General features: G+C 68.3%; 7 protein-coding genes. 2 read left to right on the forward strand and 5 right to left on the reverse strand.

Annotated elements, in window-relative coordinates; genetic code table 11:
- The first annotated feature begins 24 nt into the window (after nt 1-24).
- Both U4Y91_RS34325 and opgC read left to right on the forward strand, forming a co-directional pair.
- Nucleotides 25-4,617: a PAS domain S-box protein gene (locus U4Y91_RS34325; RefSeq protein WP_321808797.1), complete on the forward strand. Its 4,593-nt coding sequence runs from the start codon at nt 25-27 to the stop codon at nt 4,615-4,617.
- Nucleotides 4,617-5,822, forward strand: coding sequence for an OpgC domain-containing protein (opgC, locus tag U4Y91_RS34330; protein ID WP_321808798.1), 1,206 nt, complete (start codon nt 4,617-4,619; stop codon nt 5,820-5,822). Before U4Y91_RS34325 ends, opgC begins: the two co-directional genes overlap by 1 nt.
- On the opposite strand, the gene U4Y91_RS34335 is transcribed toward opgC, so the two are convergent.
- From U4Y91_RS34335 to U4Y91_RS34355, 5 genes are read right to left on the reverse strand one after another with little or no spacing between them, the layout of a single operon-like run.
- The gene (locus U4Y91_RS34335; protein WP_321808799.1) at nt 5,775-6,254 is read right to left on the reverse strand and encodes a hypothetical protein; all 480 of its coding nucleotides are present in this window, start codon (nt 6,252-6,254) and stop codon (nt 5,775-5,777) included. The two genes, opgC and U4Y91_RS34335, sit on opposite strands and share 48 nt — an antisense overlap.
- Before the next feature lie 25 nt (nt 6,255-6,279).
- Nucleotides 6,280-8,253 (reverse strand): DUF3131 domain-containing protein, encoded by a 1,974-nt coding sequence (locus U4Y91_RS34340; protein WP_321808800.1) that lies wholly within the window; start codon nt 8,251-8,253, stop codon nt 6,280-6,282.
- Nucleotides 8,250-9,623, reverse strand: coding sequence for a DUF3131 domain-containing protein (locus tag U4Y91_RS34345; protein WP_321808801.1), 1,374 nt, complete (start codon nt 9,621-9,623; stop codon nt 8,250-8,252). Before U4Y91_RS34345 ends, U4Y91_RS34340 begins: the two co-directional genes overlap by 4 nt.
- Nucleotides 9,614-11,164, reverse strand: a complete 1,551-nt coding sequence (locus U4Y91_RS34350; RefSeq protein WP_321808802.1) for a DUF3131 domain-containing protein — start codon at nt 11,162-11,164, stop codon at nt 9,614-9,616. The genes U4Y91_RS34345 and U4Y91_RS34350 overlap by 10 nt, the downstream gene beginning before the upstream one ends.
- A 19-nt stretch (nt 11,165-11,183) precedes the next feature.
- Nucleotides 11,184-12,506: a DUF3131 domain-containing protein gene (locus tag U4Y91_RS34355; protein ID WP_321808803.1), complete on the reverse strand. Its 1,323-nt coding sequence runs from the start codon at nt 12,504-12,506 to the stop codon at nt 11,184-11,186.
- Nucleotides 12,507-12,512 lie beyond the last annotated feature (6 nt).

The raw sequence follows: 12,512 nt of genomic DNA on the forward strand, positions 1-12,512 counted from the left end.
TTACCGGCTTCTGCAGGGAATGAAATGAAGCCGGGAGTTGATAAAAAAACGGAATGGCCACGATCGGCGGCATGCCCCTCATGGCCGATTTCGCATATATTCCGGCGCCCCGTATTTGCGCAATGCCACTTAATATGGTTGCCTGCGGGTAGTTGCAGCGAACCGTTCCCGATCCGGACATTGCCGGACGCGCCCCGCCTGTTCGGGCCGGCAATCGAAGCGCCACCGGACTCGTGTCCGATTGTTTGTTCAATCGATCGCCGTCGACAAGGGGGGAAATTGGACCACACGCCGAGCCCGTCCCGCGCCAGAACCCTGGCCGCGTTCGTTCTCGCGATCGGTCTGATCGGTAGCACCGCCACCGGCTACGTCGTTCGCGAGTTCAACGGACGGGACGCGCAGGCCGCGCTGCAAGCCGCCGCGAGCGTGGCGACCGACGACATCGTCGAGCGCATCGGGCAATACGAATACGGCCTGCGCGGCGCGCGCGGCGCGGTGATCGCCGCCGGCGAGAACGGCATCTCGCGCGACGCATTCAAGCGCTACATGCTGACGCGCGATCTCCCGACGGAATTTCCCGGCGCGATCGGCTTCGGCTTCATCCGCCGCGTGCCGCAGGCGGACGAGCCGGCGTTCGTTGCGCGCGCGAAGGGCGACGTCGGCGTCGGTTTCGCGATTCACCAGTTCATGCCGCACGACGGCGAACGGGACGTCGTCCTGTACGTCGAGCCGGAAAGCGACAACCAAGTCGCCATCGGGCGCGACATCGCGTCGGACGATGACCGGCGCCAGGCGGCGATCGCCGCGATGCGCAGCGGCAAGGCCACGCTGACGAGCCCGATCGAGCTCACGCAGATGGCGCCCGTCGGCCGTCAGTCGTTCCTGTTCCTGCTGCCCGTCTATCGCACCGCCGCGCTGCCGCCGACCGTCGCCGAGCGCGAGGCGGCGGCGTTCGGCTGGACCTACGCGCCGCTCGTCATGTCGCGCGTGCTCGCGGGCCTCGATGGTCGCGACAGGGATCTGCACATGCGGCTCGACGACGTCACGACGCCCGGGCGCGAGATCACGTTCTACACGCTGCGGGCCGGGCCGCTGACCGCCGACCCGCCGCTCTCGCTGTCGATCGACCGAGACGTCCACGGACGCACGTGGCGGTTCGCGTACACCGCGTCGCCGCAGTTCGTCCTCAAGCTGCATCAGCCGTCACCGGGCATCGTGATGCTGGTGGGCGCCGTCATCAGCGCGCTGCTGGCGGCCATCGCGTATATGGTGACCTACGGCGCGCAGCGCCGGCGGCAGATGGACGCCGCCCGCGCGAAGCTCGCGGCGATCGTCGAAGGATCGGCGGACGGCATCGTCGGGCAGACGCTGGACGGCATCGTCACCAGCTGGAATCGCGGCGCCGCGACGCTGTTCGGCTACGACGCCGGCGAAGCAATCGGCAAGCCGATTGCCGACCTGATCGTGCCCGATGCGCTGCTCGACGAGCAGCGCGAAATCCTCGCGTCGGTCGCCCGCGGGCAGCGCGTGCCGGCGATCGTCACGCGGCGCCGGTGCAAGGACGGCGCGTCGCTCGACGTGTCGATCACCGTCTCGCCGATATTCGCGCGGGACGGCCACGTCATCGGCGCGTCGAACACGGTGCGCGACGTGTCCAATCAAAAGGCGGCCGAAGCGCGCATCGTCGAGCTCAACGTCAGCCTCGAGGATCAGGTCGAGCGGCGCACGTCCGAGCTGCGCCGGCTCAACATGCTGTTCGAGAGCGTGCTGCGCTCCGCGTCCGAGGTATCGATCATCGCGACCGATCGCGACGGCACGATCAACCTGTTCAACCACGGCGCCGAGCGCCTGCTCGGGTATCGCGCCGACGAAGCCGTCGGCCACCTGACGTCGCTCGCGCTGCACGACGCTGGCGAGATCGCGGCTCGCGAATCGGTGTTGAGTGCCGAATACGATCAGCCCGTAACGGGGTTTCGCGTCTTCACGCTCAAGCCCGAACGCGACGGCGCCGAGGCGCACGAATGGACCTACGTCCGCAAGGACGGATCGCGCGTGCCGGTGTCGATCGTCGTGACCGCGATGCGCGACGAAGCCGGCGAATCGATCGGCTATCTCGCCATCGCGGTCGACATCACGGAACGCAAGGCCACGGAGCGGGAGCTCGCGGTGGCGCGCGACCAGGTGCTGCTCGCGGCCCAGGCCGCCGAGCTGGGCATCTGGACGTGGGACGTCGCGCGCGGCACGGTCCGCTGGAATGCACGCATGGCCGAGATCTACGGCTGTCCGGACGCGCTCGACGGCGACACGCTGACCTACGACGCATGGCTCGCGCTGCTGCACCCCGACGACCGTGCGACGACGTCGGACGCGCTGGCGGACATCGTCCGCCACCGCCCCGCCGCCATCGGCTCGTTCCGGATCGTCCGCCCCAATGGCGAGATCCGCCACGTCCAGGCAAGCGCGCTCGTCGAGCACGACACGAATGACGGCGCGGTGCGCGTGACGGGAACCCACCGCGACATCACCGCGCAATACACGCTCGAACACGACCTGCGCAGCGCGAAAGAACAGGCCGACGCGGCCAACGCGGCGAAATCGTCGTTCCTCGCGAACATGAGCCACGAAATCCGCACGCCGATGAACGGCATCATCGGCATGGCGCGGCTTTGTCTCGATACGCGCCTGACCGAGGAGCAGCACGAATATCTGACGATGGTGCTGTCGTCCGCGCAATCGCTGCTGACGATCATCAACGACATCCTGGATTTCTCGAAGATCGAGGCCGGCAAGATGCTGCTCGATCCGGTGGACTTCAGCCTGCGCGCGATGATCACCGAGATGCTGCGCACGACGACGTTCAAGGCCGACAAGGCCCGCGTCGAGATCCTGAGCGACATCGGGCTCGATGTGCCGGATTCCCTCGTCGGCGACGCCGGGCGCGTGCGCCAGGTGCTCACGAATCTCGTCGGCAACGCGCTCAAGTTCACTGCGTCGGGCGAGGTCACGGTATCGATCCACGTCGTCGCGCTCGCGTCGTCGCGCGTGTCGTTGCGCTTCGCCGTCTCCGATACGGGCATCGGCATCGCGGCGGCCCATCTCGGCCGGATCTTCGACGCCTTTTCGCAGGCCGACAGCTCGACCACGCGCCGCTACGGCGGCACGGGGCTCGGCCTGACCATTTCGGCCCGGCTCGTCGCGATGATGGGCGGGCGTCTGGAGGTGCGAAGCAAACCGGGCAGCGGCAGCGAATTCACGTTCACGCTGCCGTTCGCGCCGGGGCGCGGCCCGGCGCTGCCGCACCCCACATTGCCGCACGCGCTGAACGGCGCACGCATTCTCGTGGTCGACGACAACCAGACGAATTTGCGCCTGATGCACGACATGCTGAGCAATTTCGGCACGCGGCCGACCTGCGTCGGCGACACGCCAGGCGCGATGGAGGCGCTGTATCGGCAGGCAAAGCTGCGCGAGCCCTACACGGTCGCGCTCGTCGACGGTCAGCTTCCCGACTGCGACGACTATTCGCTCGCGCTCGAGATCGCCGCCGATCCGGCATTGCGCGACACGGCGGTCATTGTCGTCAGCTCGCTGTCCAGCCGCCTGGACGCTGCGACGCTTCGCCAGGCCGGCATCGCGGGCTTCGTGACCAAGCCGGTCGACCAGTCGGAGATCTTCAACCTGCTGGTGAAGGTGCTCGGCGAATCGTTCTTCGCGTCGGCGCCGTCGCCCGCCGCCAGCGCCATTGCCGTCGCGAGCAGCGACACGATGGAGAAGCCGGCGCCGCCGCGCCGATATGCGGTGCTGCTCGCCGAAGACAATCCGGTCAACCAGCGGCTCGCGCTCCGGCTGCTCGAGAAGCTCGGCCATGACGTGTGCCTCGCGTCGAACGGCCGCGAAGCGCTTGAATGGATCGACCGGCACGCGTTCGACGTCGTGCTGATGGATATTCAGATGCCGGTCATGGACGGGCTCGAAGCGACCAGCGAACTTCGCGACCGCGAGCGCCGTTCCGCGAAACCCCATTTGCCGGTTGTCGCGATGACGGCGCACGCGATGCAGGGCGACCGCGAGAAGTGCCTCGCGGCGGGCATGGACGGCTACGTGTCGAAACCGATCGAAACGGACGCGCTGATACGGGAAATCGAGCGGGTCGTGACACGGCCGCCGCAGGACGGCCGCGCCGCCCGATCGACCGCAAAGCCGGCCGCGTCGCCGGCGGCGGGGGCCATGCCGCCCGAACGCGGCCCGGCCGCGCCGGGCGCGCCCGAGCGCTCGCCGCTGTTCGATCGCGGCCGGGCGCTCGCCCGCCTCGGCGGCGACGAGCACCTGTTTCGCGAACTGGCGCAACTGCTGGTCGACGAAGCCCAGCAGAAACACGCGGAACTCGACGGCGCGCTCGCCGTTCCGGATCTGGAGCGGCTGGCCCGCATCGCGCACAAGCTGAAGGGAGACGCCGGCACGTTCGCGAGCGGACCGCTCTCGGACGCGACGGGCGCGCTCGAGCGCGCCGCCCGCGAAGGCCACCAGCAGGCGGCCCTGGCGAGGGCCCGCGAATCGATGCAGCTGTTCGCCGGCCTGGTGGACGAGTTGCGCACGGACGTCCTGGGAGCCGCCTGATGAGTTCGCTGAACGCGCTGTACACACGCACGACGTCGCTCGCCTACGCCCAGACCGAACGGGATGACGTGATCGACTGCCTCAGAGGCATCGCGATCGTCTTCATGACGATCGTGCACATCGAATACTTCTCCGCGCTGAGCCTGCTCGCGTGGGAACGGCTCGGCTTCGTGACGGCCGCCGAATGGTTCGTGATCCTGTCGGGGTTCGTGCTCGGCAAGATCGGCCGCTCGCGCATCGCACAGCTAGGCTGGACCACCACCGCGTGGAAATCGGTATCGAGAGGCACGAAGCTCTATCTCGTCAACGTCGTGCTGATCCTCGTTCCGATCGCGCTGCAGCCTCTCGGCTTCGTGAACACCGCCCCGCTCACGCGTTTCGTCGACGAGGCGACCGCAACCGTCTATCCGCTCTACCCGGCCGCGGACGCGCGCGTGGAGGACTGGTTCAACGCCGTTCTGCTGTTGCGCGGCGGCCCGCATCAGGCGCAGGTGCTCGGCCTGTACGCGATGCTGATGATCTTCCTCGTGCCGCCGCTGCTGGCCGCGTTCCGCCGGCTGCCGTCCGCATTGCTGGCGCTCGCGGCCAGCTTCGCACTGTACGTCTGGCACCTGCTCGTGCCGTTCCGCTGGTCGGACATGCAATTCGAGAACGCATTTCCGCTGGCGGCGTGGCAGTTCCCGTTCGTCGCGGGCATGTTCGCCGGCTGGTTTTCCAGCGAGACGCAACTGCTGCTCGCGCACGGCGCCAGACGGTTCCTGCTGTATGCGTTCTGCGCAACGGGCGCCATCGTGATGCTCGTCATCGCGCAGGCGCATCTCGATCCGTTTACGCCCGCATGGGCCAAGCTGCATCTGCTGCCGCACGGTGCGATCGAATCGCTGTACCTCGGCTACGCGCAGAAGAACGAGCTCGGCCCGTTGCGCCTGATCGACGATTTCTGTCTGCTGGTGGCACTGCACGCGCTGCTGCGCAGCCAATGGCCGCGTATCGGCCCGGTCGTCGGGCCCGTCCTGGTTCCGGTCGGCAAGGCGTCGCTGTACTGCTTCGTCGTGCACGTCGTTCTCGTGCTGATCGCCAGCCAGATCGTGCCGTTCGGCCTGCGCCCGCCGCGGTGGATCGAAGGCACCGCGATCCACGCGGCCGCGATCGCGGCGCTATGGCTGCTCGCCCGCTACGGCCCCGGCCGCCGGTGGCTCAAGTGAGGTGTCGGCGGCCCCATCGTGCGCCGACATCTGGCGCATGAATTCGAGGCCCGGCGCAATCGTCATCGCCCATGCGATCTCGACCTTCGCGTCGTAGTGGCGGGCGTCCAGTTCCCGCACCGTATCGAGAATCGCCGCCCGCCATGCATTGAACATGTGCTCGGGAATCGCGAGCCGTGCCGGGCCATGCTCCGTTGCGATGCGTTCGAGGTAATCGGACGTCACCTTCGTATGGTAGAGATTCAGCATGTGGAAGAACGACTTGCGCATCATCTGCTTCTGACGCGCCATTTCGGTGTGCGCAAACTTCGCGCGAATGCTGTCCGACGCGCCCAGGAAGATGGCGTAGAAGCGGTCGAAAAAGCGTTCGCCGTTGTCGTCCCCCGTCAGCCGGCGATAGCTTTCCTGGAAAATTTCTTCGTAGTTCGTCACGGCATCCTCCTGAATACACCCCGCATCACTTCGGGCCTTCCCGGGACGGCGCCGGACAGTCCGCCGGGCCGGCCTGCACCGGCGGGAGAAAGCTGCGTCTGCCGCGCGCGACATACCATGCGGCCTCGAGAACCTGTGCATTGGTGTCCAGGCTCGTCGCGTCGACCATCCCGTTGCTCTCGTACGCCCCGACGCTGACGCCGCCGGCCCGCGCGAAACGCATCGCGCCCGCCAGCAGCGCCTTCGCATAGCGGTCCGGAAAAATCGCGGCCCAGCCGAACGCGGCCTTCGCGCTGAACACGCGCAACGTCGCGTCGGCTTGCATGTCGTAGCTCGCGGCCTTCCATGCGGTGTCGCCGGCATAGACCGTCGAAAACGAAAACCACGGCGGACGGTCGATCACCTCGGCGCCGAGCGCGACGGGCCTGCCGAGCCGCGCGGCGTGCCTCCCCTGCGCTTCGTACATCATACGGGCAATCGTGCGGAAACAGCCATCGATACCGCCCAGCTCGATCGTGCCGAGGATGAACGGGTCGCTCGTCGGCAACGACGCCGGTTGCGCGTCGTACCAGACGGGGCCGTTCTCGAGCGTCCGCTCGCGCGCCTCCGCATACGAGAACGCGCCCGGAATCGGCAAGCCCGCCAGTGTCAGCGCGGCCGCCGCGTATTCCTTGTAGCCGAGCGGCTCGTCGACATAGATCTGTTCGATGCCGCCGAGTGCCAGCACGCTGTGGAGCCGGCCGAGCGACGTCGCGCGCGCGAATTTCCAGTCGTCGCGCGCCGCGAGCGCGTCGGCACGCAAATCCGGATAGCACGCGGCGGCGATCTGCAGCCACACCAGCACGCGCGCGATCTCGTACAGGTTGTAGCCGCTGCCCGTCAGCGACGCGTTGTTGTCCAGATCGACGAGGCTGCCGGTGCGCGCGTCGTACTGGCGCGCGGGCAACTCGCCGCCGTAGCGCGGCAGGTCGCGCAACGTCGCGAGCACCTGCCGCAACCATGCTTCGGTCTGCAACGCGGAAGCGAGCCCGAGCTGATTCGCCGCGATCAGTGCGGCGAGCGTTCCCGCGATGTCCGACGTCGTGATGTACGGGTAGCCGTGCTTCCCGTTGACGAGGCCCGTCCCGGCCTGCCGGTTCGCGACGACATACGACCACGCATCGGCCGCGGCCGCCTGCCATTCGCCGGCGGGCAACGACGCCGGCCCGGCCTCGCAGGTCGATGCCGCGAGCGCGTCATCCTCCCTGTCGGCATGCAGCGCCGCGCGATAGAACGCCGCTTCGCCGTCGCCGCGCAACGTTATGGACGGACTGCCGGCGGCAACCGACGGCGCCGCGGCCGGCAGTCCCGGCACGCGCACAGCGACCTCGGGTCCGGCGACGGCCGCCGCGAGATTCGAATAGACCGACCCTGCGGGCCCGGTCCGTTCGCCCGCGTTTGCCGCGCCAAGATAGCCCATGCCGATGCCGACGGATTCGCGCGCCGGCGCGGGCCCGGCGGCCGCAGCGCGCGGGCCGTCGTAAGACAGCAGCCGATCTCGATCGTCGAGCGCGGCGATCATGCGCAGAAACGGCGGCACGGCCGCCGGCGCGCCTGGCGCCGCCATCGCGTCGCCGGCCGATCGAATGCGCGCCACCTCGGTGGCGAGCGCGTCGCGGTAACGCGGCCAGCTGTCGCCGGCGCGCGCGTACAGACGCATCGCGCGGGCCCACGAATCGGCCGCCCGCGCGTCGCCGGCGCGCTCGCGCGCGAACGCGGTCAGCACGGCCGCGAACGCTGCCTGCGGCAGCGTATCCGGGCGCGTTTCGTCATCGGCCGACGTCCGTCCCCATCGCTGCGCGGCCTCGGCGAAGCGCCCGTCCTGATAGGCCGCCCAGCCGGGCGCGAGCGGCGCGTATTCGGCGGTCGATTGCGCGCGCGCCGCCGGGAAGATCAGCAGCGCCGACGCGAGCAGCGCGAGCGCGGCCCACGCACGCGCGAAACGGGCGGCCGCGCTCATTGCGGACCGGCCTGGACGGCGTTGGCGACGGGCAGACAGGCCGGCGCGCCCGCGAACACGTCCTGCATCCGCGCCGAGAAATAGCCCGTGCGCCGCGTCGCCGGCACGAGCCGGCCGCTGGACTTGTAAAGGAGCGCCTCCAGCACCGCTGCGTTGGTCGACAGCGTCAGCGTGCGGTCGTACGCACCGGTCGCCTCGTAACGCCCCTCGAACCAGCCGCGCTCCGCGTCGTGGAGCGTGTCGACGGCCCGCATCAGGCGCGTCGTGTAGGCCGTGTCCCACAGCACCCACATGCCGAACGCGGCCCGCGTCGCGACGAGCGCGAGCTCCGGATACGCGCGGCCGTCATCGCCGATCGTGTTCCATGCATAGCCGTTGCCGAAGATCGCGTCGTACACGAAGTACGGCGGCCGGTCGATCTGGTGGTCGGTGCGGGCCGTCAGAATGCCGTCCTTGCGCCAGCGCGCTTCCTGTGCGCGGTACACCGCGTCGGCCTGTGCCTCGATGTCCGGCTGCCCGGCCGGACGCGCCGCGCCGTCGCCGTTCGCGAAGCGCCAGCCGAACTCGATGCCGGACAGCAGCCACGGCGCGCTGACGAGCGCGTTGGCCGAACCGGTCTGCCGCGGGTCGCGCGCATCGAAGTAGATCTGCACGCCGTCCGCATACGCCTGCGCGAGCGGCACCGCATAGGCGTCGACCGCGCGAATGCCCCACAGGCGAAAGCCGGTGCTCGCATATTCGCCGTAGCCGGGCCGGATCTCCATCGCGCGGACGGTGCGTTGCCCGTCCATGCGCGTCGCGTGGAGCGAGCCGTCGGCGCCGACCAGCGCGCACACGTTCCAGCGCAGCACGGCCCGGTCGACGTATTCGCCGTACTCCGGGTAGCGGGCGCCGATCGCGTGCAGCCAGACCAGCAGGCGCCCGACGTCGACCGCCGACGTGCCGACCGCGCCGGGCTGATTCGCATAGTTCGACATGGCGCCCGACTGCGTGTTGTAGATGCGGTTCGGCAGCCCGTCCGGCAACAGCGGCATCTGGCCGAGGAAGCGCAGCACGTCGGAAAGACGGCGATCGAACTCGTTGCGGTCGATCAGCTTGAGTTCGCGCGCGGCGACGAGCGCGGCGAGATAATCGCCGATTTGCCACAACGTGGTCGCCGGGTAGCGGTCCACCGAATTGACGAGCCCCGTCGATGCGCTGGTGTTGTTCGTCACGTAGCGCCAGGCCGCGCGCGCCCAGGCCTGCTCGGCGTCCGACAGCGGACCGATGCGTCCCGGGTTGGTCAGCGCGCCGGCACTCAGTTTCCCGTAGCCGTCGGCCGCGGTTCTCACGACGATGCCGCAGCCGCTGCACACGAGCGTCAGCGACATTGCGAGAAGGCCGGCAATACGAACGGAGCGTCGTCTTGGCATGTTGAGCATTGGCAGGATTGCGAACAGGCGGAAACACCGAACGGCGCCGTCTCGGCGCCGCAGCCGGCTTGCCCGCGGGTCACGACCCGCGGGCGACTCTTGATGGCGTTATCCAGATCGAACCGGTCGGTCAGCGTGCGTTCCCACAGGCTCGGCTGCCGGCCGCCCGGCTGCGGCGCGTCGCCATTGAAACGCAGCAGGCGCCCGCTCGCCTTGAACATCAGCGCCTCCAGCATGATGCCGTTGTTGTTCGCGGTGAACGTCTTGATCGGCCCCTTGCCGTTTTCGAGCAGGCCTTCGTAGTAGCCCTTGTCCGGCTGGTATTGCCCCCACACGGCGTCGGCGAGCCGGTCGGTATAGGGCGAGTTCCACAGCGCCCACATGCCGACGGCCGCCTTCGTCGAGACCGCCGCGAATTGCGGCACGTACGTCCCCTTGTCGGTGATCGTGTTCCACGCGTAGCCGTCCGAATAGATCGTGTCGTAGACGAAGTACGGATCGCTGTCGAGCTGATGCTCGCTCCTCGCCGTCAGGATACCGGTCGCGAGAAAGCGATTCTCCTGCGCCTGGTAGATGCGCTGCGCGAAATTCGCGACCCACGTGTCGCGGGACAGGCCGGCCTGCGTGCCGGCCGCGCGGTCGGCCGCGCGCGCCCACCCGAGTTCGAGACCGTAGAGGACATACGATTCGCTGACCACGTAGTTGTGCTGCGCCAGGTCGCGCGGGTCGCGCGAATCGAACGGAACGTCGACGCAGTAGATCGGCATCAGCGAATAGGGTTCCGGGCGCGATGCAAGGCAGGTCGAGAATCCCCATAGCTGAAAGCCGCTTGCCGCGTACTCCTCGTAGCCGAGGCGGCCTTCCTGCACGTACTGGACCTGCTTGTCCGGCCCCAGCATCGCGCCGTACAGCGTGCCGCACGCATCGACGACATGCGTGAAGTTCCATCGCGCGACGACGTGATCAATCGCATTCGCATGCTCCGGATAACGCTCCGCGACGATCTTCAGCCAGATGAGCAGCCGGCCGAGATCCACCGCGGAATAGCCGATTTCACCCGTCTGGTTCGCGTAATTGACCATCTGCGCGGTCTGCGTGTTGTACGCCTTGTTCGGCAGTTCGCCGCGAAAGAGGTCCAGCGAATTGAGCGTGCGCAGCAACGTGCCGAGACGGTCGTCGAACTCGCGCTTGTCGATCAGCCCGAGATCGCGCGCGGCGACGAGCGCGCCGAGATACGACGCGGTGTCCCACATCGTCGTCGACGGATAGCCGTCGCCCGCGTTCACGAAGCCGGTCGCCGGCTGGTAGTTGTTCCGGAAATACACCCACGCCTGACGCGCCATCTGCATTTCGCGCGCATCGAGCGGGCCGCTTCGCGGCGCATACGACGCGGCCGCAATCGCGCCAGCCCGCTGCCCTGCCTCGCCGTCGGGGCGTGCGCAGGCTGCGCACGCGAGCAGCACGATGATCGACCCGATGCGGCACAACAGCTTCCCCATACCCTCTCCTCGTACCTGTTCAGAAGCGAAGCAGCGGACCACGTTCGATGTACGCGAGACTTTCGAGTATCACGCCGTTCGTGTTCGCATTGAGGGCAGCGTTCGACTGCCCGGTCTTTTCGTAGATGCCGGCGTACCAGCCCTTGTCCGGCTGGTTGGCCGCGCGCACGAACGCGACCAGCTTGCCCGTATAGTCGTCGCGGAACAGTGCATGCCACGCGAACGCCGCCTTGGTCGACACCGACCGCGACGCCGACGCGTCGGCGCCGGTATCGGTGACCGTCGCCCACGCCTTGCCGCCGGAGTAGACCGTGTTGTACGCGAAGTAAGGCGCGCGATCGAGATGATCCTCGGTGACGGCCGTGATCTGCCCGGTCGCGACATAGCGCGCGCGTTGCACCTTCAGCAGCCGCCACGCGAATTCGTGTGCCGCGCCGTCGAGGCCGAACTCCAGCCCCTGCAGCATGTAGGGCTCGCTCAGCACGTAGTTCTGTGCGCCATATCTGGCGGGGGTGCGCGTATCGGTCGGCACCGGAACGTCGTAGATGTCGACGAATCCGAGGTGGGTCGACCACGTCGCCGCCTGCGCGCAATCGACGCCCGACAGCAGCAGCGTGCGCGCCGCGTACTGCTCGTATCCGAGGCGCCCCTCCTGCTGCAACACCACCTTGTCGGCCGTGCGCGCCGCGCCGATTAGCTCGCCGTTGCGCGCGAGCGCCGGCATCGCCCAGCGCCGCGTGACCTTGTCCACCGCCGCCGTGAAGCGCGGATACCGCCAGACCAGGATGTTGAACGGCACTTCGAGACGGCCGATGTCGATCGCCGACCAGCCGATCCCGCCTTCCGTTTTCCGGTTCGTGTAGTCGACCATGTCGAGCGAGCGCGTGTCGTACGACTTGTTCGGCAACTGGCCGTTGAACAGCGGCATGCGCGCGAGCGCATCGAGGGCTGCCGACATCCGCCGGTCGAATTCGTCGGTGCCGATCAGCCCGAGCCGTTCGGCCGAGATCATCGCGAGCAGGTACGACGCCGTATCCCACATCGTCGACGACGGAAAGCCGTCGACAGAATTGACGAGCCCCGTGGACGCCTGCGTATTGGCGACGAAGTACTTCCACGCGATGCGTGCCCACGCGCGCTCGTCGTCGGTCAGCGGGCGCGGCCCCGGCAGCGCCGGTGAATCGGCGCTCCGTTCGACCGGCATCGGCGACGCCGCGGCCGCCGCCGGCGTGACCGCGGGGCTGTTGCGCTCGATCGCCACCACCCCCGCGAACGACACGAGGATCGCGACGATCAGCACGATATGGCTGCGTGCGCGGACGAGGTTCTCCTTGAAGCTCATCGGCTG

The organism is Burkholderia sp. BCC1993 (assembly GCF_905339865.1).
GTDB lineage: Bacteria > Pseudomonadota > Gammaproteobacteria > Burkholderiales > Burkholderiaceae > Burkholderia.

Bases quoted from the DNA above. Each gene is read 5' to 3' on its own strand.
- U4Y91_RS34325 (WP_321808797.1), top strand. From the start codon at position 25: ATGAAGCCGGGAGTTGATAAAAAAACGGAATGGCCACGATCGGCGGCA.
- opgC (WP_321808798.1), top strand. From the start codon at position 4,617: ATGAGTTCGCTGAACGCGCTGTACACACGCACGACGTCGCTCGCCTAC.
- U4Y91_RS34340 (WP_321808800.1), bottom strand. From the start codon at position 8,253: ATGAGCGCGGCCGCCCGTTTCGCGCGTGCGTGGGCCGCGCTCGCGCTG.
- U4Y91_RS34345 (WP_321808801.1), bottom strand. From the start codon at position 9,623: ATGTCGCTGACGCTCGTGTGCAGCGGCTGCGGCATCGTCGTGAGAACC.
- U4Y91_RS34350 (WP_321808802.1), bottom strand. From the start codon at position 11,164: ATGGGGAAGCTGTTGTGCCGCATCGGGTCGATCATCGTGCTGCTCGCG.
- U4Y91_RS34355 (WP_321808803.1), bottom strand. From the start codon at position 12,506: ATGAGCTTCAAGGAGAACCTCGTCCGCGCACGCAGCCATATCGTGCTG.